The sequence below is a fragment of the Streptomyces sp. NPDC001135 genome (assembly GCF_053598395.1).
In genome coordinates this window covers 145,692-168,326 of the sequence record NZ_JBSFKD010000018.1, presented here as the reverse complement: position 1 = coordinate 168,326, position 22,635 = coordinate 145,692, and the positions used below count along the sequence as shown (strand labels likewise).

The 22,635-nt window shown below is 73.1% G+C and carries 21 protein-coding genes and 3 pseudogenes; 11 read left to right on the top strand and 13 right to left on the bottom strand.

The features are described 5' to 3' along the window. The first annotated feature begins 203 nt into the window (after nt 1-203). Nucleotides 204-2,585, top strand: coding sequence for a SpoIIE family protein phosphatase (locus tag ACWC94_RS22765; RefSeq protein ID WP_450798722.1), 2,382 nt, complete (start codon nt 204-206; stop codon nt 2,583-2,585). Between the two features lie 3 nt (nt 2,586-2,588). Here ACWC94_RS22765 and ACWC94_RS22760 read toward each other — a convergent pair whose 3' ends face one another. Then, nucleotides 2,589-3,137, bottom strand: coding sequence for an RNA polymerase sigma factor (locus ACWC94_RS22760; RefSeq protein ID WP_450798721.1), 549 nt, complete (start codon nt 3,135-3,137; stop codon nt 2,589-2,591). Between the two features lie 45 nt (nt 3,138-3,182). Between ACWC94_RS22760 and ACWC94_RS22755 the strand changes: the two genes are divergently transcribed. The 3 genes from ACWC94_RS22755 to ACWC94_RS22745 all read left to right on the top strand — a co-directional run bounded on the left by ACWC94_RS22755 (nt 3,183) and on the right by ACWC94_RS22745 (nt 6,853). Next, nucleotides 3,183-4,574, top strand: a complete 1,392-nt coding sequence (locus tag ACWC94_RS22755) for a serine/threonine-protein kinase (RefSeq protein ID WP_450798720.1) — start codon at nt 3,183-3,185, stop codon at nt 4,572-4,574. Nucleotides 4,575-4,724: 150 nt separating this feature from the next. After that, on the top strand, nt 4,725-5,414 hold the full coding sequence (locus tag ACWC94_RS22750; protein WP_450798719.1) for a DUF4232 domain-containing protein: 690 nt from the start codon (nt 4,725-4,727) through the stop codon (nt 5,412-5,414). 200 nt (nt 5,415-5,614) lie between these two features. Continuing rightward, nucleotides 5,615-6,853 (top strand): hypothetical protein, encoded by a 1,239-nt coding sequence (locus ACWC94_RS22745; protein ID WP_450798718.1) that lies wholly within the window; start codon nt 5,615-5,617, stop codon nt 6,851-6,853. 150 nt (nt 6,854-7,003) lie between these two features. Here ACWC94_RS22745 and ACWC94_RS22740 read toward each other — a convergent pair. The 3 genes and pseudogenes from ACWC94_RS22740 to ACWC94_RS22730 form a co-directional block, all read right to left on the bottom strand. Further along, a pseudogene (locus tag ACWC94_RS22740) lies at nt 7,004-7,172 on the bottom strand (universal stress protein); the annotation flags it as partial. A gap of 44 nt (nt 7,173-7,216) precedes the next feature. After that, nucleotides 7,217-9,502: a ricin-type beta-trefoil lectin domain protein gene (locus tag ACWC94_RS22735; protein WP_450798717.1), complete on the bottom strand. Its 2,286-nt coding sequence runs from the start codon at nt 9,500-9,502 to the stop codon at nt 7,217-7,219. A gap of 281 nt (nt 9,503-9,783) precedes the next feature. Continuing rightward, a pseudogene (locus tag ACWC94_RS22730) lies at nt 9,784-10,391 on the bottom strand (AraC family transcriptional regulator); the annotation flags it as partial. Here ACWC94_RS22730 and ACWC94_RS22725 point away from each other — a divergent pair. Next, nucleotides 10,341-10,448: pseudogene (locus tag ACWC94_RS22725) on the top strand (phytanoyl-CoA dioxygenase family protein); the annotation flags it as partial. The pseudogenes ACWC94_RS22730 and ACWC94_RS22725 overlap by 51 nt on opposite strands. Before the next feature lie 21 nt (nt 10,449-10,469). Here the strand turns inward: ACWC94_RS22725 and ACWC94_RS22720 are convergent. Further along, nucleotides 10,470-11,438 carry an aldo/keto reductase gene (locus ACWC94_RS22720; RefSeq protein WP_450798716.1) on the bottom strand — a complete coding sequence of 323 codons (969 nt, stop codon included), beginning with the start codon at nt 11,436-11,438 and terminating at the stop codon, nt 10,470-10,472. Nucleotides 11,439-11,755: 317 nt separating this feature from the next. On the opposite strand from ACWC94_RS22720, the gene ACWC94_RS22715 reads away from it, so the two are divergent. Then, nucleotides 11,756-12,613 carry a hypothetical protein gene (locus ACWC94_RS22715; protein WP_450798715.1) on the top strand — a complete coding sequence of 286 codons (858 nt, stop codon included), beginning with the start codon at nt 11,756-11,758 and terminating at the stop codon, nt 12,611-12,613. Nucleotides 12,614-12,648: 35 nt separating this feature from the next. On the opposite strand, the gene ACWC94_RS22710 is transcribed toward ACWC94_RS22715, so the two are convergent. Together ACWC94_RS22710 and ACWC94_RS22705 are read right to left on the bottom strand one after the other, a co-directional pair. Continuing rightward, the gene (locus ACWC94_RS22710) at nt 12,649-13,182 is read right to left on the bottom strand and encodes a flavoprotein (protein ID WP_450798714.1); all 534 of its coding nucleotides are present in this window, start codon (nt 13,180-13,182) and stop codon (nt 12,649-12,651) included. 9 nt (nt 13,183-13,191) lie between these two features. Then, nucleotides 13,192-13,650 carry a nuclear transport factor 2 family protein gene (locus ACWC94_RS22705; protein ID WP_450798713.1) on the bottom strand — a complete coding sequence of 153 codons (459 nt, stop codon included), beginning with the start codon at nt 13,648-13,650 and terminating at the stop codon, nt 13,192-13,194. A gap of 136 nt (nt 13,651-13,786) precedes the next feature. Between ACWC94_RS22705 and ACWC94_RS22700 the strand changes: the two genes are divergently transcribed. After that, complete coding sequence (locus ACWC94_RS22700) at nt 13,787-14,374, top strand: TetR/AcrR family transcriptional regulator (protein ID WP_450798728.1); 588 nt, start codon at nt 13,787-13,789, stop codon at nt 14,372-14,374. Here the strand turns inward: ACWC94_RS22700 and ACWC94_RS22695 are convergent. Both ACWC94_RS22695 and ACWC94_RS22690 read right to left on the bottom strand, forming a co-directional pair. Then, complete coding sequence (locus tag ACWC94_RS22695; protein ID WP_450798712.1) at nt 14,349-14,549, bottom strand: ferredoxin; 201 nt, start codon at nt 14,547-14,549, stop codon at nt 14,349-14,351. The genes ACWC94_RS22700 and ACWC94_RS22695 overlap by 26 nt on opposite strands. Before the next feature lie 12 nt (nt 14,550-14,561). Continuing rightward, entirely contained in the window at nt 14,562-15,791 is a 1,230-nt protein-coding gene (locus ACWC94_RS22690; protein ID WP_450798711.1) for a cytochrome P450, read from the bottom strand. 380 nt (nt 15,792-16,171) lie between these two features. Here ACWC94_RS22690 and ACWC94_RS22685 point away from each other — a divergent pair, with 380 nt between their 5' ends. After that, nucleotides 16,172-16,621 carry a nitroreductase family deazaflavin-dependent oxidoreductase gene (locus ACWC94_RS22685; protein ID WP_450798710.1) on the top strand — a complete coding sequence of 150 codons (450 nt, stop codon included), beginning with the start codon at nt 16,172-16,174 and terminating at the stop codon, nt 16,619-16,621. Between the two features lie 103 nt (nt 16,622-16,724). Here the strand turns inward: ACWC94_RS22685 and ACWC94_RS22680 are convergent, their stop codons facing one another. Continuing rightward, complete coding sequence (locus tag ACWC94_RS22680; RefSeq protein WP_450798709.1) at nt 16,725-17,690, bottom strand: cation diffusion facilitator family transporter; 966 nt, start codon at nt 17,688-17,690, stop codon at nt 16,725-16,727. Between the two features lie 202 nt (nt 17,691-17,892). Between ACWC94_RS22680 and ACWC94_RS22675 the strand changes: the two genes are divergently transcribed. Together ACWC94_RS22675 and ACWC94_RS22670 are read left to right on the top strand one after the other, a co-directional pair. Next, a complete protein-coding gene (locus ACWC94_RS22675) occupies nt 17,893-18,909 on the top strand; it encodes a glutathione S-transferase family protein (protein ID WP_450798708.1) in 1,017 nt (338 codons plus the stop codon). Between the two features lie 28 nt (nt 18,910-18,937). Beyond that, nucleotides 18,938-19,237: a DUF4235 domain-containing protein gene (locus ACWC94_RS22670; RefSeq protein ID WP_450798707.1), complete on the top strand. Its 300-nt coding sequence runs from the start codon at nt 18,938-18,940 to the stop codon at nt 19,235-19,237. A gap of 96 nt (nt 19,238-19,333) precedes the next feature. Here the strand turns inward: ACWC94_RS22670 and ACWC94_RS22665 are convergent, their stop codons facing one another. Genes ACWC94_RS22665 through ACWC94_RS22655 form a run of 3 tightly spaced genes read right to left on the bottom strand, consistent with a single transcriptional unit; the run spans nt 19,334 to nt 21,005 of the window. Then, nucleotides 19,334-19,726, bottom strand: coding sequence for a VOC family protein (locus tag ACWC94_RS22665; protein WP_450798706.1), 393 nt, complete (start codon nt 19,724-19,726; stop codon nt 19,334-19,336). Nucleotides 19,727-19,776: 50 nt separating this feature from the next. Then, a complete protein-coding gene (locus ACWC94_RS22660; protein WP_450798705.1) occupies nt 19,777-20,241 on the bottom strand; it encodes a pyridoxamine 5'-phosphate oxidase family protein in 465 nt (154 codons plus the stop codon). A gap of 44 nt (nt 20,242-20,285) precedes the next feature. Continuing rightward, the gene (locus ACWC94_RS22655) at nt 20,286-21,005 is read right to left on the bottom strand and encodes a TetR/AcrR family transcriptional regulator (protein WP_450798704.1); all 720 of its coding nucleotides are present in this window, start codon (nt 21,003-21,005) and stop codon (nt 20,286-20,288) included. A 124-nt stretch (nt 21,006-21,129) separates the two neighbouring features. Here ACWC94_RS22655 and ACWC94_RS22650 point away from each other — a divergent pair, with 124 nt between their 5' ends. Next, nucleotides 21,130-22,635 (top strand): APC family permease, encoded by a 1,506-nt coding sequence (locus tag ACWC94_RS22650; RefSeq protein ID WP_450798703.1) that lies wholly within the window; start codon nt 21,130-21,132, stop codon nt 22,633-22,635.

Genomic DNA, 22,635 nt, shown 5'->3' with positions numbered 1-22,635 from the left:
ACGGGCCGCCCTACACGATCGTCAAGGGTGCGGCAGCCACGACCGCCGCCGGGCCGCAGATCGGCCGGATCACCGCCTCGACCGTGTTCGACCGACCGGCCAGGTCAGCGGAGGTTGTGGTTCACAGGAGTCCCGGAAGCACTACGCTGGAACACGAGAGGTGCCACCTGTTCACTGTGAGTGTGCGCTTGGGAGCGGCGACGATGAGCCGGGTCTATCCGTTCGACGACGCGGCGACGGCCCGGGCTGTCATCGACGACGACGGCACGCTGGTCGAGTGGAACGAGGGCGCCAGGCGCCTGCTCGGCCACCCCGCGGACGCCGTCCTGGGCCGCCCCGCCGCCCGGCTGCTCGCCGGCGACCACCCCACGGCCCTGCCCACGGGCACGCGCTGGGAGGGGACCGTCGGACTGCGCCACCGGGACGGCCGTACCGTGCCGGTCTGGCTGCTCGCGCACCGCCGGCCGCCGCACGACGGACACGGCGGCGGCTGGCTCGTCGTCACCCCGCTGCCCGCCGCGCAACCGCCCGCCGAGGACGATCCGCTCGCCGAGGCGGGACTGGTCCAGTCGCCGTGCGCGGTCGCCGTGTACGACGCGGAACTGCGGCTGCGCGGGATGAACGAGGCGATGGCCGAGGTCGTCGGGCTGCCGGAGGAGCGCCTGCGCGGGCTGCGGCTCGCGGAGATCGGCGGCAAGCCGCAGACCGACGAGCTGGAGCAGGGCATGCTCCGGGTGCTGACCACGGGCCGGCCGCTGGACGTGCAGACCTTCATGCGCACCGGCGGCGAGGACCGCGCTCATGCCTGGCTCGCCCGGATGGCCCCGGTCAGGGACGCGCGGGGCCGGGTGCGCGGGGTGTGCCTGGCCGCGCACGACATCACCGACAACCACCGCGCCCGGCAGCGGCTGCAGCTGGTGAACGAGGCGAGCGTACGCGTCGGCAGCACGCTGGACGTCACCCGCACCGCCCAGGAGCTGGCGGACGTGTGCGTGCCCGCGCTCGCCGACTTCGTCACCATCGACCTGCTGGACCCGCAGGAGTACGGCGGCGAGCCCCCGGCCCGCCTCTCGGCGCCGGTCACCCTGCGCCGGGCCGCCCATCGGTCGGTCCTCGACGGCGTGCCGGAGGCGGTGATGGAGCCCGGGCAGACCGAGGAGTACCCGGCCGGCTCCCCCCAGGCGGACTCGCTGACCGCGGGCCACACGATCACCGCCACGGTGGCCGCCGGCGACCTGCAACCGTGGCTGACCTGGAACCGCGCGCGGGGCGAGCAGGTGCGCAGATTCGGCATCCACTCCTCGATGTCGGTGCCCATCCGGGCCCGCGGGCTCACCCTCGGCGTCGCCGTCTTCACACGTCACCGGCGCCCGGACCCGTTCGCCGCGGACGACCGGCTGCTCGCCGAGGAGATCACCACCCGGGCCGCCGTCTGCATCGACAACGCCCGCCGCTACTCCCGCGAACGCGAGACCGCGCTCGCGCTCCAGCGCAGCCTGCTGCCCCGCACCCTGCCGCGCACGGCCGCGCTGGAGGCCTCCTCCCGCTATCTGCCGGCCGCGCGGGCCGGTGTGGGCGGCGACTGGTTCGATGTGATCCCGCTGTCCGGGATGCGGGTCGCGATGGTCGTCGGGGACGTCGTCGGACACGGCGTGGAGGCCTCGGCGACCATGGGCCGGCTGCGGACCGCCGTGCGCACCCTCGCGGACATCGACCTGGCCCCGGACGAGCTGCTCACCCACCTGGACGACCTGGTGGTCCGGCTGTCGGAGGAGTCCGGTGGCGACGGCAGCCCCGGCGAGGTCGGCGCGACCTGCCTGTACGCCGTCTACGACCCGGTGTCGCGGCGCTGCACCCTGGCGCGCGCCGGGCACCCGCCGCCCGTGCTGCTGCGGCCGGACGGTCGGCCGCACCTGCTGGACCTGCCCGCCGGTCCCCCACTGGGCCTGGGCGGGCTGCCCTTCGAGTCCGCCGAGGTGGCACTGCCCGAGGGCACGGTCCTCGCGCTGTACACCGACGGTCTGGTGATGTCGCGGGGGCGGGACGGGGACGCCGGCCGCGAGCTGCTGTACGAGGCGCTCGCCGGGCACACGGGCTCCCTCGACACGACCTGCGACCGTGTGCTGCACGCGCTGCTGCCGCCGGGCGGTGTCCCCGACGACGTGGCGCTGCTGCTGGCCCGCACCCAGGGCCTACCGGCCTCCCAGGTGGCGACCTGGGACATCCCGGCCGACCCGGCGCTGGTGGCACCGATCCGCAAACAGGTCGTGGAGCAGCTGGACGCCTGGGGGCTGAGCGAGGCGGCGTTCACGGCGGAACTGGTGGTCAGCGAGCTGGTCACCAACGCCATCCGGTACGGCTCGCATCCCATCCGGCTGCGTCTGATCCATGACGCGACCACGCTGATCGTCGAGGTGTCCGACACCAGCCACACCGCTCCGCACCTGCGCCGGGCCAAGACCTTCGACGAGGGCGGCCGTGGCCTGCTGCTGGTCGCCCAGCTCACCCAGCGCTGGGGCAGCCGGCACACTCCGGAGGGCAAGACGATCTGGGCGGAACTGCCACTTTTCGAGGAGGACCAGTAGGGTTCAGGACCCCGCCAGCCAGGGCCGCACCTGTTTGCGGGCCTCGTGCAGGCGGGACTTGAGCGTGCCGAGCGGGACGCCGATGCGCTCGGCCACGTCGGCGTAGTCCAGCTGGCAGATGTCCCGGTAGACCAGCGGCGCGACCAGGTGCGGATGCGTCCGCTCCAGCCGGTCCAGCGCCTCCAGCAGGTCCACCCGGGAACCGGCGATGACGCTCGTGGTGCGCGGGTCGACGGCGTACGACGGCTCGATGGCGGCCGGCTGCTCGGCGGCCCGCCGCTTCAGCTCGCGGTACTTCTGGCGGGCGCAGTTGGCGACCACCGTGTACAGCCAGGTGCTGAAGCGGCTGCGGCCCTCGAAGCCGGAGATGTACCGGGCCACCTGGAGCAGCACGTCCTGTGCGGCCTCCTCGGCGTCCTCCCGGCACGGCAGGAAGCGCCCGCAGCGGCGCAGGACCTCCGGCTGGATCTCGGTGAGCAGCCGGTCCAGGGCCGCGCTGTCGCCGGCGGCGGCCCGCCGGGCGAGGTCTTCCATCGGCGCCTGGTCCTGCACCAGGGTCCCCCTTCGAGTCGATCTCAGGCCAGGCATGATAGCCGTATGCACTACCTGGAGCGGATCGGCCGCTACCGCCTCGAACGGCCGCTGGGCACCGGTGGCTTCGCCACGGTGTGGCTCGCCCATGACGACGAGCTGCAGGCTCCGGTCGCGGTCAAGGTCCTCGCCGACAACTGGGCCCACCGGCTCGACGTCAGGGACCGCTTCCTGTCCGAGGCGCGGCTCCTGCGCCGGGCCGGCTCCAGCCGGGTGGTGCAGGTCTACGACATCGGTGAACTCCCCGACGGCAGGCCGTACTTCGTCATGGAGTACGCCGACGGCGGCACCCTCGCCGACCTGCTGGCGGGCGGGCCGCTGCCGGTGGGGCACGCGCTCGCGCTGACGGCCGAGGCCGCCCGGGCCGCCGCCGCGCTGCACGAGGCGGGCATCGTGCACCGGGACATCAAGCCCACCAACGTGCTGCTGCACACCGCCCCGGACGGCACCCGGCGGGTGCTGCTGGCCGACCTGGGGCTCGCCAAGAGCCTCGCGCAGGCCTCCGTGCTCACGCTGGCCGCGGGCTCGGCGGGCTATCAGCCACCGGAGCAGGCCGAGCCCGGTGAGGGCATCGACGAGCGTGCCGACGTCTACAGCCTGGGGGCGGTCGGCTACGAGCTGGTCACCGGGAGCGTGCCGGGCCCGCCGGGCAGGGTCGTACCGCCCGGGCGGCTGCGGCCGGACCTCGGCGAGGACGTGGCGCGGGCGCTGCTGCGGGCCCTGGAGCCGGACCGGGCGCGGCGCTGGCCGGGCGCACAGGTGTTCGCGGACGAGCTGGACCGGCTGGCGGCGGCCTCGCCGGCGCACCGGTCCACCCGGCGGCTGGACGGGGTCCGCGGCCGGCTGAACGCGGTGACGCTGACCCTGGCCGCGGTCCTCGCCGCGGCGGTCACCGCGGCCGCGGTGACCGTGCTGATCCACCACGGCGGCTCCTCGGACGAGATACGGCTGACGGACTCGACCGGGCGCGTCGTCGTCAGGGTTCCCGCCGGCTGGAGCCGCGAGCTGCGCGACTCCGGCTGGGACCCGAGCGCTCTGGGACTCGGCAAGGGGCACGAACCGGGGCTGGTGGTCGCCGACGACCTGAGCCGGTGGCCCGATCTGGGTCAGCCGGTGGACGGCGTGTTCGTCGGGATGAGCGAGCACGGCGACGTCAGCGCGAAGGTGAAGGCCCTCGCCCACTCCGGCTGCCACTACTCCGGCAGCCGGACCTTCGCCGACGGCGACTGGCACGGCCTGGTGCGGGCCTGGAGCGGCTGCCCGGACGGCGGCTCGGTCACGGAGTCGGCACTCGCCCCGGCGGACGGCGCCGCGCAGCCCCAGGTGTACGTACAGGTGCGCGAGCGGGGCGCCACGGACGCGACCGACGGGGTACTCCGTTCGCTGAGCGTGACCTGACGCGCGGCTGGCGGCGGTCACGGCGGGGAAGAAGTCCCTCCGTGCCGAACTTTTCCGGCGTTCGGCGCATCGGAGTGTGAGGACGGCGCACTCGGCGCCGTCAGGCACGCGGTCCCCGCGTGCCGTGACCATCCAGGAGTGTTGAGCGACATGGTGTACACACCCCGGTCCGCGCGGCGCGGGACCCTGCTCGTGGGCACGGTCGCCGTGCTGGGCCTCCTGACCGCCTGCGGCAACGGCCAGGACGTCCACAGCAACCCACCGATCACGGCCTCCGGGACGGCCGCCCCGGCGACCGGCACCACGAAGACCCCGGAGTCCACCACGTCCGCCCCGGCGACGCCCCCGAGTGCCGCCCCCTCGTCCTCGACCACGAAGGCCACGGCGTCCACGGGCGGCGGTACGGCCACGCCCGCGGCGAGCACCCGCTGCCACACCTCCCAGCTGCGCGCCTCGGTGGGCCGCAACGACCCGGGCGCCGGCCAGGAGAACTTCCCGGTCGTCCTCACCAACAGGTCCGGCCGGACCTGCACCCTGCACGGCTATCCGGGCACGGCGTTCGTGACCGCCTCCGGCGCCCAGCTCGGCCCGGACCCCCGGCGCGGGTCGGGCTCCCCGGCCACCGTCACCCTCAGGCCCGGGCAGAGCGCCTGGGCCGGGCTGACCTTCTCCAACCCCGGTGTCAGCGGCGCCCGGACGGCCACCCCGGCCGCGCTGCTGGTCACGCCGCCGGACGAGCGGGACGCGCTGAAGGTCGTGTGGACGGGCGGCGCGGTGCCCGTCTCCGGCGACTCCTCGTCCGTCTTCCTGTCGGTGCTCAGCCCGGGCACCGCTCCCTGACCCCTGCCGACACCCCCGGGACGAACCCCGCTGCCCCGCTCCCCCGGCAGCGGGGTTCGTCATGAGCGCGCCACAACTGTCACAGGACGGCAACAGGCTCCGTGGGCCGCGATCTTTCCGCCGGACCGCCTCATCGAACCCGTCGACCCACACCGGAGAGCAGGCCCCCAAGGGCCGTGATGAAGGAAATCGGGGAGAAGATGAGCGGGATCTCACGCAGGCGGGTGCTGACGGCGGGCGCGGCGGCGGGCGCCCTGGGCACGCTGGCCGCGTGCTCGTCGGGCACCGGCCTCTCGGTCGACGGCCCGGCGGACGGCAAGGGCACCGCCCAGGCCCGGCCGGCCAAGCCGATAGGCGACGGCTCCACGGCCGACACCGGCGCCCAGCCGCACCAGCCGAAGCCCGAGCGGCTGAAGCCGGGCCAGAAGCCACCGCAGTTCGTGGTGTTCTCCTGGGACGGCGCGGGTGAGCTCAGCAACAACCTGTTCTCCCGGTTCCGCAAGGTGGCCGCCGACCACGGCGCGAAGATGACGTTCTTCCTCAGCGGCATCTACACGCTGCCCGAGTCCAAGAAGCACCTGTACCGTCCGCCGCAGCACCCGGTCGGTGCCTCCGCCATCGGCTACCTCGCCGACCGGCACATCCACGCCACGATCCAGCAGGTGCGGGCCGCCTGGCTGGAGGGCCACGAGATCGGCACCCACTTCAACGGGCACTTCTGCGGCGCGACCGGTGTGCGCAACTGGTCTTCGGCGGAGTGGCGCAGCGAGATAGACCAGGCGGTCGGCTTCGTCACCAAGTGGAAGACCAACACCGGTTTCACCGACCTGGAGCCCCTCCCGTTCGACTACCGCAAGGAGCTGATCGGCGGCCGTACGCCGTGCCTGGAGGGCCAGTCCAACCTGCTGCCCACGGCCGCGGCCCTCGGCTGGAAGTACGACGCCAGCTCCCCCGGCGGGCTCCAGATCTGGCCGGGCAAGGTGCAGGGCGGGAAGATCTGGGACTTCCCGCTGCAGTCCATACCGTTCCCCGGGCACTCCTTCCAGGTGCTGTCGATGGACTACAACATGATGTTCAACCAGTCCGGCGGCAACCCCCTCGGCGACCGCACCCACTACGACGCCTGGCGCGCCCAGGCCCGCGACGCCTATGTCGCCGGTTTCCAGCGGGCGTACACGACCAACCGCGCGCCCTTCTTCATCGGCAACCACTTCGAGCGCTGGAACGGCGGCATCTACATGGACGCCGTCGAGGAGGCGATCGGAAAGATGGCCGCGTACGGCGACGACGTGCGGTTCGTGTCGTTCAAGCAGCTCGTGGCCTGGCTGGAGGCACAGGACCAGGCGGTGCTGCGCAAGCTGCGCACGCTGGTGCCCGGGCAGTCCCCGGCGGGCGGCTGGGCGGAGTTCCTGGGTCCGGCGGGCAGCCGGTCTTCGTAACGCGCTCGTCGCCGTGCTCGCTGGTCGGGTTCCTCGCGGCGGTGCTGGTGCTCGCTCACTTCTGTGATGCGGAGGGGATGTTCCAGGCCTGCGGGGCGGGGACGGCCCGAGGGGCGCGGGGCCGTCCGGTGCGGCTCGGCGGGACTTCGGCGGCCGATCTGCTGGAGGCGGCGGAGCGGCTGGACCGGCCGTGTGCACGCGAGGGCGCCGGTTCCGGCCAGACCAGCAGCACCGGGCAGGGCGCTTGGTCGACGGCGAACCGGACGGCCGGGCCGAGGCTCCTCGGCCCGAGGCGGGACCGGTCGCCGTCCCGGGCCACGGAGCTGGGCACGATCCCGCCGCCACCGCCGCGCCGTCCCTGAGTCAGCGGCGGCGGTGCCCGCTGTCTCCGTAGCCTCCGTAGCCCCCGCCGCAGTAGTACGGGTACGCGGAGCAGGGATCGACCGTGGCGGACGGGGTGGACGACGGGGCGGACCCGGTCGCCTTCGGGGTCGGGCTCGGGGCCGGCGACGAGGCGGTCCCGGAGGCCCTGGACGTCGGTGTCGCCCGGGGAGCCGACCGGTGCGGGGTGGTCGGCAACGGGCTGCTGCCGCTGTCCCAGTTGACGTTCTGCATCTGCAGATCGGGCTTGGCGGTGTCGACGGCCCAGCGCTGGGCGGTGCCGGCGGCGCGGGTCTTGAGGACCAGGGCGCCGGAGCCGTCGGTGGCGGCCGGGGTGAGGGCCAGGTCCTGGTTCCAGCGGGGGACCAGGGCGCCCTGGAGGGTGAAGTCGTAGCGGATGTTCCGGGCGTCCTTGCCGGTGGCCGAGCAGGGGGCGAGGCGGACCGAGTAGCCGAGGTGGGAGTCCAGGCACAGGTCGGGGGCGGCGGAGTTGCGCAGCAGTCCGTCGGTCTCGTACGTCCACTGCTGGTCCGGTGCCGCGGAGCAGGTGGCGAGTTCGGTCTCGGCGCCGTTGACGGCCTTCTTCCCCACGACACCGACGCACAGGCCGGAGGCGAGGTTGTGCAGCCGGCCGTGCAGGGTGCCCTGGCCCGCCGCGTTGGCCCCGGCCCAGGACGCGCCGGGACTCGCGGTGCCCTTCCCCGGCGCCGGCGAGGAGGTGCCGTCGCCGGCCGGTGCGGGGCCGTCGCCGGAGCCGAGCACCGACCACAGGACCAGGGGCAGCACGACCAGGCCACTGACGGTGCCGACGGCCAGGACGAGATTGCGCCGCCGGGCACGCCGAGCACGGGCGGCTCGCTGGGCCGAGCGTCCGAGGACGACGGTTTCCCCACCGCCGGCCTCCGTTCCGGACCCATCGGTACGACCGACCGCACGGCGAGGCGAGGCCTCAGCCCCCGCACGTGCCGGCGCGCCGGAGCCACCCCCCGGCCCGGCCTCGGCGGGGCCACCCCGATGCCCGGCCCCGGCAGGGCCACCACCCTGGTGCCCGGCCTCAGCGAAACCGGCCCCACCCGGTGCCCCGCCAGTGCTGGCTCCGCCCGTCGATTCCGCAGGTCCACGCCGACGCGACGGCTCGGCGGAGCCGCCCCGGCGCCCCAGCCGCCCGGCGAAACCGCCTCCGCCCGGCACCCCGGCAGAACCGGCCCCGCCTGTCGCCCCGGTGGCGGGACGCCGATGCCCGGACTCCCCCGAACCACCACGACGCGTGAACCCGCCAGCCCCGTCCGGACTCCCGGTCCCGGCGATCCCACCCCCGCCCGGCGCCCCGGCAGAACTGGTTCCACCGGTGGAACCAGCCCCGCCCGGTGGCTCGGTGGGGTCGGCGTCGTCGGGTGGGCCGGGTGCCCAGAAGGACTCTCCCGGTGGGGGTGCGAGCGTCGTCGGTCGAGGGGGCGGGGCCGCCGGGTCCTCGGCGCGGCTTGCCCGGGAGTCCAGGTAGGCGCGGGCGCCCCAGCCGAGGACCGCCTCGGCGAGGGCGAGGCCGAGTCCGGTGTTGAACGCGGCGAGCTGGTCGGCGGTCCGGCTGCAGTGGCCGCACCGCCCCAGGTGCTCACGCAGATCCGGGTCGATGTCGACGCCGCCGCGCCGGAACGTCACGTCGAGCATGCGCAGGTAGCGCTGGCACTCGTCCTCCGGAGCGAGTTCGCGGTGGACCTGGAGGCACTCCTCGCGCAGCCGTTCACGGGCCCGGCGCAGCTCGACCGCGGTGTCCTCCTCGTCCAGGCCGAGCAGGGCCGCGGGTACGGCGAGCGGTTCGGCCTCGACCTCCGTGTGCCACAGCACGGCCCGGGAGGTCTGGGGCACCCGCTGGAACGCGCGGGACAGCAACCGCCGGCCGGGCGGCGGCAGCAGCCGGGCGGCGGCACGTTCACCGGTGGCGCCGGACCGCAGGCCCGGGTGGAGCAGTTCCTGACGGCCGTCGGCGTCCCACTCGGCCGCGATCCTGCGGACCGCGACCAGTACCTGGGGCCGCCAGGCGGCGGTCGGGCCGACCTGCCGGAGCGATTCCCCGAACAGCCGGGTGAAGGCGGCGGTGGTGAGCATGCCGGCGGCACGCGTCCCGTCCGTGCACAACCGGGCGTACGCGAAGGCCGCTTCCCAGTGCCGGTCGAGGAGTTCACCGACGGGATGGAGCGCGGGCGTCCCTCCCGTCCACTTCTTCAGCTCGGCACTGAGTCGTTCGTCCGACAGGCCTGCCTCATTCACGACCGCATTCCTCCAGACGGATACGTAAATTAGTCCATACCAAATGGTATGGAAGGCGGTGGGCTGCTCGAACGTCCACCTGAGGCAGCTCTTTTGAAGCGTGGGGGGTGTACGGGGGAGCGGCCTGGCGCATACAGCGGAATTGCCCTCTGCCTGCGCGCCGACGGTGCACACTTTTACACAGCCGCACACGCGCGAACAAGGGATCTTTCGACAATCGACAAATGCGTGCGAGAACTTCCCTTATTGACATGCGGTCAATTGAATCCCTTTTCCTCCCCCTACCGCCTTTCGCCCGTCCGGTAGGCGCCGGGCGGCACTCCGTAGCGCTCCCGGAAGACCCGGCTGAAGTGGAAGGGGCTGGTGAATCCGGAGGCCACCGCCACTCGTTCCACCGGGACGGGGACAGCGCGACGCTCCCGGCGAGCGAGCGGACGGTGTGCGGGGCGCCGGGGTCGGCGGCGATCAGTTCCTCGGCGCGCCGCACCCGGGCGTCGGCATCCGGCGCGGGCGGCGTGTCCGGGCGCCGGCGGCGAGCAGGACGGCCTCCTCCAGCGCGCACAGGGCGAGTTCCCGCGCGAGGCTGCCGTGCGCCACCCCCACCGGGTCCGGCTCGCGCGTGGGTGTCCTCGGCCGGCCCGCGGGGGTCGGCGAGCATCCGGCCGAACACCGCCTCGATCCGCCCGTGCGGGGCACCGGGTACGGCCGTCACGGCGTCGGACACGGCCTACGGGGCGAGCCAGGGCGTCCAGGGCGGCCGGGCCCGGCAGTGCGCCCACCAGAACCGCCAGCACTCGGCGCCGGACGCCATGCCGTAGCGGTGGCCGGTCCCCGGTGCGGGGGGTACTACCGGACGCTCACGATGTCGGGTGAGCGGGTGCCGCTGCCGGAGAGCGAGGGGGCCGGCCCGTGCGGCACCGGGTTCGAACCGCACGGACCGCACTGAGCACTCGCCCTTTTCAGCTTTTCAGTGGCCGCTGATCGCGCGCGCCGTGTAGGGCTCCTGCAGTTCCTCGGTCTCCTTCTCGGTCAGCTCCAGGTCCACGGCGGCCACCGCGTCCTCGATGTGGTGGGGCTGGGCGGCGCCGACGATCGGGGCGGCCACCGTGTCCTGGTGCAGCAGCCAGGCGAGGGCCACCTGGGCGCGGGGCACGCCGCGGTCGTTCGCGATCCGGGTCACGGCCTCCACGATCGAGCGGTCGCTCTCCAGGTACAGGCGGCTGCCGAAGTTGTCCTGGGCGCTGCGCTCGGTGACCGTGCCCCAGTCGCGGGTGAGCCGGCCGCGGGCGAGCGGGCTCCACGGCAGCGCGCTCACCCCCTGGTCCGCGCAGAGCGGCAGCATCTCCCGCTCCTCCTCGCGGTAGAGCAGGTTGTAGTGGTTCTGCATGGACACGAACTTCGTCCAGCCGTGCCGCTCCGCCGTGTACTGCAGCTTGGAGAACTCCCAGGCGTACATCGAACTCGCCCCGATGTAGCGGACCTTGCCCGCCTTGACCAGGTCGTGCAGCGCCTCCAGGGTCTCCTCGACGGGAGTCGCGTGGTCGTAGCGGTGGATCTGGTAGAGGTCGACGTAGTCCGTGCCGAGGCGGCGCAGGCTGTGGTCGATCTCGGCCATGATGGCCTTGCGGGACAGTCCGGCTCCGTTGGGGCCCGGCCGCATCCGGCCGTTCACCTTGGTGGCCAGCACGATCTCGTCGCGGTGCGCGAAGTCGCGCAGGGCCTTGCCGACGATCTCCTCGCTGGTGCCGTCCGAGTAGACGTTGGCGGTGTCGAAGAAGTTGATGCCCGCCTCCAGCGCCTGCCGGATGAGCGGGCGGGACGCCTCCTCGTCGAGGGTCCACTCGTGGACGCCGCGGTCGGGCAGGCCGTAGGTCATGCAGCCCAGACAGATCCGCGACACGTCCAGGCCCGTCGAACCGAGCTTCACGTACTGCATCGTTGCTGCTCCTGCCTTCGGGACGATGGTCACCGACGAGCGTACGACGGGGCCCGGCGGTGGCTTGGGCCGTTGGCCTGTCGGCGCCGGCCGGCTGCGGTCCCAGTGGTTCCGGCGACTCGGGAGCCTCCGGTGGTCGTGGCGGTGGGGAGGAACCCGGCCGGCCCGCCGCCCGCGGCGGAGCCGCATCTGGGCGCGTGCGTTGCTGCCCCCAGGTGACCGTCCGGCGTGGGAGCCGGGGATTGTCGTACCGTCGGATCATCCTCGGCGCAGACGACCGGCATCCGGCCGGTCTCGGCCGCCCGGAGGAAAATGCGGTGCCGACTCGTCCCACCACCCTGAGAACCCTGGCCGGAGCAGCGCTGCTGCCCCTGGCTCTGGTCACCCCCGCCTGGGGGCACCCCGCTGCCGCACCGGCGCCGGCGCCCGAGAGCCCGGCCACGCTGTGCGCGGCCGCCGGCACCCTGCGCGGCGCACACGGTGAGGAGGCGCAGGTCAGCCTGTGCACGGACACCGGCTCCCCGAGACTGACCATCGCGGCCCCGGCCAGCTGCCGGCGCGCGGGTGTCCGGGTCCGGTACGCCTGCCGCACCGAGGGCACCTGGACGGTCCGCCACGCCGGCAAGACGCTGGACACCGGAACCCTGCCCGGCTCACGGGTGTATCCGGGTCCGGGCACGTACGACATCAGCGCCACCGTACGGGTGCGGTCGACGCCCTCCGGAGTCGACCTGAAGGGCACGGTGCAGACCACCCTGTCGCTGACCACGCCCAAGGCCAAGGCCACGCACGGCATCACCGTCGACCGGACCACACTGCGCCGCAATGCCACGACGACGCTGACCTACACCGTCCGCCGGGACGCAGACCAGGGCGACGGCAACGCGCGGCTCGGGCTGATCGGCGAGGAGGACACCCGTGTGCGGATCGCCACGGCCGACCGGCGCTGTGTCAACCCGCTGGTCGGCCGCTACCCGGCGAAGACCCGGCTGGCGCACTCCGTGGACTGCGCGCTGACCGAGCTGCAGCCCGGCCACCCGGAGAAGGTGACGGTCCGCATCACGGTCGGGGCGAAGTGCTCCACGGTGGTGTCGAAGCTCGGCTACTGGCTGCCGAAGGGCCAGGACCTGGAGACCGGGGGCATGCTGGCGGGACCGACGCTGACCTGTCGCTAGGCTCTCTCGTTTGGATCATCCCGGCGTCGCAGGGCCTAGCGCGGCGGGAGCAGGTCCAGGGCCCGTTCCCACGCGAAGTCCGGCCGACGGCCGTCCGGCCGGACGTCGCCGTCGTAGGCGTCGCCGAAGCGGACCCCCATCCCGCGCAGTCGTCGCAGGCTGTCCTGGTAGGCGGGATGCGCGGCCAGCGCGTCGGCGACACAGGGCAGGACGGCGATCGGTACGCCCAGGCCCACGGCCTCGCACAGGGTGCCGAGCGCCAGGGTGTCGGCGATGCCGGCCGCCCACTTGTTGACGGTGTTGAAGGTGGCGGGTGCCACCACGACGGCGTCCGGCGGCGGGAAGGGGCGGGGGTCGGCCGGCGTACGCCAGGCCGACCTGACGGGACGGCCCGTCTGCGCCTCCGCGGCGCCGCTGTCGAAGAAGCCGGCCATCGCGACGGGGGTGGCGATCACCCCGACCTCCCAGTCCCGTTCCTGGGCGGCGGTGATCAGCTTGCTGACGCCCGCGGCGATCCCGGCCGCGCACACGACGACGTAGAGGAAGGGCTTCTCGGCCTGTTCGGTCATCCGGGAACCCTACTGAAGCGGGAAGGACACCCCTCGCTCGGCCTCGGGGCGGGGTCCGTGGATGCGGCGCTCCTTCTCCTCGATGGGTACGTCGTTGATGCTCGCCTCCCGCCGGGTCATCAGGCCGTGCTCGTCGAACTCCCACAGTTCGTTGCCGTACGAGCGCCACCACTGGCCGTCAGCGTCGTGGGACTCGTACTGGAAACGGACGGCGATGCGGTTGCCGTCGAAGGCCCACAGGTCCTTGCGCAGCGCGTAGTCCAGCTCCCGCCGCCACTTGGCTGTCAGGAACGCGACGATCGCCTCGCGGCCGGTGACGAAGGTGTCGCGGTTGCGCCAGACGGAGTCCTCGGAGTAGGCGAGGGCCACCTTGTGCGGATCCCGGGTGTTCCAGGCGTCCTCGGCGGCCTGGACCTTCTGCGCTGCGGTCTCGCGGGTGAACGGCGGCAGGGGCGGGCGGTCGGCCATGGTCTCCTCCTGGGCTCGTACAGTATCGGAGAACGAGCGTTCTCCAGATGGCTGCTACCGTAGGAGAACGATCGTTCTCTCGTCAAGGAACGCAGCGGTCCGTCAAGGAACGCGGTGAGGAGTCGTGGTGTCGCCGATGGACAGCGCGGTCGCCCGGGACCGGGCGCTCGACGCCGCCGAAGACCTGTTCTACGCCCGCGGTGTCCAGTCCGTGGGCATGGACGAACTGCGCGGCGCCTCGGGTGTCTCGCTCAAGCGGCTCTACCAGCTCTTCCCCGCCAAGGAGCAGCTCGTGGCGGCCTGGCTGGCGCGACGGGACGAGCGCTGGCGCGGGCGGCTCGCCGCGCACGTGGCAGGGCGGCGGGACCCGCGGGAGCGGATCCCGGCCGTGTTCGACTGGCTGGAAGAGTGGTTCGGCGAGGACGGGTTCCGGGGATGCGCCTGGATCAACGCCCACGGCGAACTGGGCGCCACCTCGGCCCTGGTGGCCGAGCAGGTGCGCGCCCACAAGGAGGCGTTCCGCGGCTACCTCGCCTCGCTCGTGGACGACGCCGGGCTGCCCGCCGCGCTGACCGGGCCGCTGTTCCTGCTGGCCGAGGGAGCCATGGTGACGGCGGGCATCACCGGGAGCACCCGGCCGGCGGCCGAGGCCCGCGACGCGGCACGGGCACTGATGGCGGCCGGCGGCCGGGGCGGACTCAGCCGGCCGTCTCCGACACCGTGATGGCGCCCACCGGGCAGGCGCGGGCCGCCTCCCGGACCATCGGGTCGCCCGCGCCGTCCTCGCGTCCGGGCAGCAGGGTGCTGTAGCCGTCGTCGTCCTGGGTGAAGACGCCCGGTGCGGCCAGCGCGCACTGGCCGGCCCCGATACAGACGTCCGTGTCGATGTCGATGCGCATGAGGAGAGCCTCTTACCAGGTCACGGGGAGTTCCAGCATCCCCTGGATCGTGTCGCCGGGTTTGAAGCGGACGTTCTCGGCCGGGACGGCCAGCCGCAGCCCCGGCAGCCGGGCCAGCAGGGTACCCAAGGCGATCTCCAGCTCCGCGCGCGCGAGGTTCTGGCCCAGGCACTGGTGGATCCCGAAGCCGAAGGCCACGTGGTGGCGGGCGGGGCGGTGGAAGTCCAGGCTGTCGGGGTCCTCGTACTGGGCCGGGTCACGGTTGATCACCGAGGTCGAGAAGAGCACGCCCTCCCCGGCCCTGATGGTGGTACCGGCGATCTCGATGTCCTCCCGTGCCACCCGCAGCATGCCGTCCGCGATGGACAGCATCCGCATCAGCTCCTCGACGGCGGCGGGCAGCAGCGCCGGGTCGGCGCGCAGCTCGGCCAGCCGGGCGGGGTGCTGAAGCAGGGTGTAGGTGCCGAGAGAGATCATGTTGGCGGTCGTCTCGTGGCCCGCGACCAGCAGGATGATGGCCAGCAGGACGATTTCCCCGCGGTCGAGGGTGCCCTCGCGCAGCTGGTGGTGGACGAGCTCGTCGAGGATGCCGTCGCCGGGTTCGGACTGCTTCGCCTTGTCGTCGACCAGTTCTCCGAGGTAGCTCTCCAGGCGGTCGCGGGCGTCCCGGGTGTCGGCGGCCGTGGGACCGCGCAGCAGCCGGCGGGACTGTTCCTCGAAGTACTCGTGGTCGGCGTACGGCACTCCGAGCAGGCGGCAGATCACCATCGAGGGCACGGGCAGCGCGAACGCGGAGACCAGTTCGGCGGGCGGCCCCTCGGCGATCATCGCGTCCAGCAGCCCGTCCACGGTCCGCTGGATCCACGGCCGCAGCTCGGTCGCGCGCCTGACGGTGAACGACGGGATCATCACCCGCCGCTGCCGCTGGTGTTCGGGATCGTCCACCCCGAGCAGGGCCACCCGGCGGTCGCGGACGCCCGCGAAACGCTCGGTGGGCACGGGGAAATCGGGGCGGCGGCGGTCGCTGGACAGGCGGGGGTCGGCGAGCAGGGCGCGGGCGGTGGCGTGTGCGGTGACCGCCCACACCTCGCGGCCGTCGAAGAGGGTGACACGGGACAGGGCGCGCCCGTCGCGCAGCGGCGCGTATCCGGTGGGTGGGTGGTACGGACAGGTGCGGTCCTGCGGGAAGGCGACGGGGTCGGCCGGGGTCGCCGGGCCGGTGATGTCCGTCAGTTCCGTCATGGAAAGACCTCGCAGACGAAGAAGTGCGTGGTGCCGATCTTCATTAGATGCCTCAGGCACCTATGGGTCGACGGCAAGTTCGGCCACTTCGGTGATGTGCGTGATCTGGCCGAAGACGAGTGGCCGCGGGGGCGGGATCCGGTCGAAGTGCGGACACGTCCGCCCGGTCGGGGACGCCGGTCGGGAAGCCGGTCGGGGCGGCCGACGGCGCTCGTCGGGCGGGGCGAGGGCACGCGCGACGGCGGGACCGTCCCCGTCCGCGTGACGCCAGGTCGTCACCCCCTCGGCCCAACTGGCCCGCGGTGCGGATGATTCGTGGGGCCGCCGGTGTTGAATGCCGGTGGCAGACAGCTGTTGGACCGACGAAGGGGACGGATCCCATGCCTCTTGAGGGCGAGTACGAGCCCAGCCCGACGCAGTGGGTGCGCGAACAGGTCGAGCTGTACGAGAGCTCCGGCGGGACGAAGGGCACGACGCTGCTGGACACCGGGCTGCCGGTCGTCGTGCTGACCTCGCGGGGCGCGAGGAGCGGGAAGATCCGCAAGACGCCGCTGATGCGGGTGGAGCACGACGGCACGTACGCGGTGGTCGCCTCGCAGGGCGGCGCGCCCAAGCATCCGGTGTGGTACTTCAACATCACCTCCGATCCGCATGTCGAGCTCCAGGACGGGCCGGTGAAGCGGGACATGAGGGCTCGTGAGGTCACCGGTGAGGAGAAGGCGCGGTGGTGGGAGCGGGCCGTCGCCGCGTATCCACCGTACGCCGACTACCAGGAGAAGACCTCGCGGGAGATCCCGGTCTTCGTGCTGGAGCCCGTCGAGGAGAGCTGACCGAAGGGGGCTGACGGGGCGGAATTCGCGCCGCGCACCGGCCGGTTTCAGAAATATCCGCGCCGGTCAGGTGTGAACCCGCCTCGGGGCGGGCACCCGTGCCTCAGGCCCCGCCGCGTTCCCCCGTCGCGGCGGGGCTCTGCGCTGCCTCGCCCGCCGGCCGGTCGGTCACGTCCAGGAAGATCTGGTCGGCCTCGGGGAAGGTCCTCGCCAGGGACCGCTTGATGCGTACGGCGACCTCCTCCACCCGCTCGCTGTCCAGGCCCGGCACCAGGTCGATGCGGGCGGCCACCAGGGTGGAGTGCAGGCCCATCTTCATCGTGAACAGCGCCTCCACGCTGTCGATCTCCGGCTGCGCCTGCAGCAGCGAGCGGATACGGCCGCTCAACTCGGGGTCGGCGGCCTCGCCGATGAGCTGGTCACGGGCATCGCGGCCCAGCCGGTAGGCGACGTACACCAGCAGCACGCCGATCGCCAGCGAGGCCGAGGCCTCCCAGGCGACCTGCCCGGTCACCATGTGCAGGGCCATCCCGGCGAGGGCGAGCGTCACGCCGAGCACCGCGGTGCCGTCCTCGGCGACCACCGTGCGCAGCGCCGGGTCGCTCAGCGAGCCGAGGCCGCCGCCCTGCCGGCGCACCTGGTGCAGGGCACGCAGCAGCGATGCGCCCTCGGCGACGAGGGCCACGCCCAGCACGACCAGGCCCGCCACATAGCCGTCGAACGTCTCCTGGACGCCCTCGCTCAGCGCCTCGGCGCCCTGGAAGAAGGAGAAACAGCCGCCCATGACGAAGATGCCGACGGCGGCGAGGAGGGACCAGAAGAAGCGTTCCTTGCCATAGCCGAAGGGGTGCCGCCTGTCCGCGGGGCGGCGGCTGCGGCGCAGCGCGGCCAGCAGGAACACCTCGTTGAGGCTGTCGGCGACGGAGTGCGCGGCCTCCGACAGCAGCGCGGGCGAGCCCGCGAGGACACCGCCGACGGCCTTGGCGACGGCGATCACCAGATTGGCGGCGAGCGCCACGAGGACGGTGACCCTCGTGTGCCGGTCGGACGTGGGGCCGGCGCCGGGCACGCCACAGCTCCGCCCGCCGCGGTGCGCGGTGGCCGGTGTCGTGGACGTGGCGCCGGCCTCGGCCGTCCGTGCCGCCTGCTTCCGTTCCGGGGATGTCCCGCTCACCTGACGACGACTGCCCCCCAGCGGGCGGATCACACCGTGCGGGCGGCGGAAAACGGGGAACGCGAAACCGGGGAGTACCGGGCGACGAGGAGGAGACATGGGCGGCGACGGCAACCGTGCCTACGGGCACAAGACGTTCAGCCGGTCCAGGAGCCATTTCACGGACCGGATCACCGCCGACGGACGGGACGGCTGGCCGGTGGAGGGGGGCCGTTACCGGCTGGTGGTCTCCCGCGCCTGTCCGTGGGCGGGCCGCGCGGTGATCTCCCGGCGGCTGCTGGGCCTGGAGGACGCACTGCCGATGGCCGTCGCGGATCCGATCCAGGACGACCGCAGCTGGCGGTTCACCCTGGACCCCGGCGGCCGGGACCCGGTGCTCGGCATCCGGTACCTGAGCGAGGCCTACGACCGTCGCGAACCCGGTCACCCGGGCGGGGTCAGCGTGCCCGCGGTCGTGGACGTGCCCAGCGGACGGCTGGTCACCAACGACTACCAGCGGCTCACCCTGGACCTGGCCACCGAGTGGACGGCCCTGCACCGCCCCGGCGCGCCCGACCTGTACCCACGGGCCCGGCGCGAGGAGATCGACCGGGTGATGGCCGAGGTGTACGAGGACGTGAACAACGGTGTGTACCGGGCCGGGTTCGCCACGCACCAGAAGGAGTACGAGGAGGCGTGCACGGGTGTGTTCCGACGGCTGGAACTGCTCGCCGAACGGCTGGCCGGACAGCGGTATCTGGTCGGCGACACCCTCACGGAAGCCGACATCCGGCTGTTCACCACGCTGGTCCGGTTCGACGCCGTCTACCACGGCCACTTCAAGTGCAACCGCTGGAAGCTGGCGGAGAACCCGGTGCTGTGGGCGTACGCCCGGGACCTCTTCCAGACACCCGGGTTCGGTGACACCGTCGACTTCGACCACATCAAGCGGCACTACTACCAGGTGCACACCGGGATCAACCCGACCGGGATCGTGCCCGTCGGCCCCGATCTCGACGGGTGGCTGATTCCGCACCACCGCGAGGAGCTGGGCGGCCGGCCGTTCGGCGCCGGCACGGCGCCGGGACCGGTGCGCCCCGGCGAACGGGTGGCCCCCGAGGGGCGGCCCGCTTGAGGACCGTCCGACAAGGAAGGAGTCACACATGGCCAAGAAGAAGAAAAAGCTCCCGTTCGTCTACCAGCCGATCGGATTCGTACTGAGCTGGGCGAGTGGCGCGCTGGCCGGAATCGCCTTCCGGCAGGCCTGGAAGGCGATCCGGCACGAGGACGACGCGCCCGACGCCCTCGACCTGGACCGCGGCTGGGGCGAGATCCTGCTGGCCGCGGCGGTCGAGGGCGCGATCTTCGCCGTGGTCCGCAGCGCGGTGGACCGCACGGGTGCGAAGGCCATCGCCCGGTCGACCGGGCAGTGGCCGGTGGTCGACGCAGGGGGCCGGGACTGAGGTGCTGTCCGGCACAGCGCCGTAGGGGTGCGGGGCCTGCCCGGCCGGCCGTGCTGGAGCGGGCCGGGCCCCGCGCCCCTTCCGGCACTCTTGTCCTCAGCCCTGTTTCGGAGCTGCCCTGGGCGCCAGGCGCAAGGTGAAGGAGTGGCCGGCGGGGTCGGCGTAGCCGCGTTCCTCGTACGGGCCCGGCGCGTCCTTGGTGTCCAGCGGGCGGCCGCCGAGGCCCACGACCCGGCGCTCGGCCGCGTCCAGATCCTCGACCAGGAAGTCCAGATGGACCTGGAGGGAGTTCTCCGGGCGCGGCCAGCTGGGCGGGGTGGCGTTCACATCGCGACGGAAGGCCAGCCGGATGCCGTCGGCCCCCCGGACCTCCACCAGGTCGGCCGACGCGTCCGTGCACTCACCCGCCAGCAACTCCTTGTAGAACTGGGCCAGTTTCTCGGGCTCGGCGCAGTCCAGCACCACGACGCCCGCTTTCACCACTGCCATGCTTCCTCCCGGGGATGTCCTCCTCCTGCGGATATCCCCGCTCACCGCGTTCAGTCGGCGAGCAGCCACCGTCCGTCCCGCATCAGCTCCCTGCCACGCAGCTCGTTCTCCTCGCGCCAGGCCTGGACGCGCTGCGGAAGGATCCTGAAGTACAGGTAGCGGGTGGACAGCTGACGGGGGTCGAAGCCGGTCTTGCCGGCGAACACCTCGGCGTCCTCCTCGGGCAGCTCCTCCGGAATGACCGCCTGGGCCGTACCCTCGATCATGACGACGTCCCGCGTCGGGCCGAGGCCGAGACGGGCCCGGCCACTGGCCACGAGGTTGCGTCCGGTGGGGCTCTCGGCCGGGGTGGCGATGAGCAGGGTGGCGCCGTCCCACACGAAGGACAGCGGCACGAGATAGGGAGCTCCGCCGTCGGAACCGGCGGTGGCGACCCAGACGTCGACGTCGTGCTCCAGCCGGTGCAGGGTGTCCTTCTTGCGCTCCGCGGGGGTGCGGGCGGGTGGCGGGGTCATGTCGTACTGCCTCCTCACGATACGGATCCCGTCCAGTGTGGCCGTCACTCCCCCGTCCCCGCACGAAGGTGATCAAGGCGTGTCCGAGCGGCCGTCAGCAGCAGTTCGAGGGCTGCCGGGTAGGAGCTGGAGCGCATGCTGGCGACCAGATGGGGGGCGGTGGCCGCGATGTGCGGGTGCGTGTCGGCGGGCAGCCGGCCGTAGGTACTCCGCCACACCTCCGCCTCCGCCTCGCGCGCGGCCTGCGGCAGGGCGGTGCCCGCGGAGTCCAGGGCGCCGAAGGCGAGGGCCTGGTCGACGAACGCGTGGTAGATCCGCACCGCCTCCGGGCCCGGGAACCCGGCCCGGCGCAGCACGCCGAGGATGCTCTCCACGGCCTGGATCTCATGGGTGCGCCCGGTGACGCGGTGGGCGCTGAGCATCGCCGCCCGGGGATGGGCGAGGGCGTCCGCGTGCATGCGCAGGCCCAGGTCGCGCAGGTCGGCCGGCCAGTCACCGGTGGGCCGCCAGGTGCGCAGGGTACGGCCGATCAGTTCGTCGGCGACGGCCAGCATCAGGTCGTCGGTGTGCCGGAAGTACCGGTACAGGGAGCTGGGGTCGGCACCGAGGGCCCGGCCGAGGCGGCGCACCGAGAGGGCGTCGGCGCCGTGCTCCTCGATGAGCCGCAGGGCGGTGGCGACGATCAGTTCCTCGGACAGCACGACGCCCTGTTTGGTGGGGCGGCGACGCTGCCGCGCGGCGGACGGGACGACACGGTCGGTCATGGGGCCTCCCAGGGGACGTGCCCGGCACCTTACGACAACACCGTTGACCTGGGGAGTGCTCCGGCAGTTTCATGTCCGGTCACCGGGGCCGTCCGGTGCCCCGCGTGCGAGCGGAGAGCCGGCCATGAGCGAAAGACCCTTCGGAGTGGATCCCCCCGCGCGGCCCGAGCTGCGCAGGTCCCTGAGCGTGGTGGACGGCGTCGCCGTCGCCGCCTCCAGTACGGCCGCCACGACCAGCATCGGCATCGGGCTGGGGGTGACCGCGGGCGTGGTCGGCCCGCATCTGCCGGCCATCATGCTGCTGGCCTTCCTGCCGGTCCTCGGTATCGCCGGGGCGTACTCGCGGCTGAACCGGGTGGAGCCGAACGCGGGCAACGGCTATGCGTGGGTGGGCCGTTCCCTCAGCCCCTGGCTGGGATTCCTGGTCGGCTGGGTGAACGTCGTGGCGAGCGTGGCGTTCCTCGCCTACACCACGGCGGTCACGGGTTCGGCGCTGCTCCAGCTGGCCGGCGAGGCGGGCCTGCACCGGATCGGCCCCCTCGGTCTCGACGCGGACTCGACGGCGCAGACGACGGCGGTGGGCGTCGTCGTCCTGGTCGCCGTCACCCTGACCGCCGTGACCGGTGTCCGCACGGCGGCCCGGCTGCAGACAGGGCTGCTGGTCTTCGAGTACCTCGTCCTGCTCGGGTTCTGCGGCTACGGCATCGTCACCGGACCGCACTCCTTCCGCCTCTCCTGGTTCGACCCGCTCGCGATCCCCTCGGCGACCGCGCTGGCGCAGGGCCTGCTGCTGTCGGTGTTCTGCTACTGGGGGTTCGAGGCGGCGTTCACCGTCAACGAGGAGGTGCGCGACCCGGGGGACGCCTCCCGGGCCGGAACCATCACCCTGGTGACCATGCTCGGGCTGTTCCTGCTCGGCTCGGTCGCCTTCCAACGGGTGCTGTCCCCACAGGAGTTGGCCGGTCACGGGGCGCAGGGGCTCGCGTACTACGGAGACCGGCTGGCCGACCGGCCGCTGGCCGCGCTGCCCCTCGTGGCGCTGATGTTCTCGGCGGTGGCCTCGCTCCAGGCCGGGGTCATCCCGACGGCACGCGGCATGTTCGCGATGAGCCGGGACCGTACCCTCGGTCCGGTGTGGTCCAAGGTCAGTGCCCGGTACGGGACTCCGGCGGCCGGGACGCTGCTGATCGGGGCGCTGTCCGTCACGGTGGCGGCGGGCGCGCTGGTGATCCCGCGCCTCGCCGACATGATCGACGCCGTCGTGAACGCCGTCGGTGTCGTCGTCGCCCTGTCCTACGCGCTGACCGCGCTGGCGGCCGCCGCACGCTTCCGCGCCCTGCTGCGCACCGACTGGCGGCAGGGTGTGCGAGCGGTGCTGCTGCCCACGCTCAGCGCGCTGGCCCTGCTCGGCCTCGGCGGCTATCTCGGGTGGTCCTTCTACACCTCCGCCGACCACTTCGCAGTGCGCGCCGACAACGGATGGTTCCTGCTGCTCATGCCGGTCGCGATGGTCGCGTCCGGGTTCGTGGCGGCGGCGTATGCCAAGTGGGTGCGCGGGTCGGCCTACTTCCGTACGGGTGCGGGCACCGACACCGACTCGCCCGAGCTGCTCACCACCTCCTCCCACTGA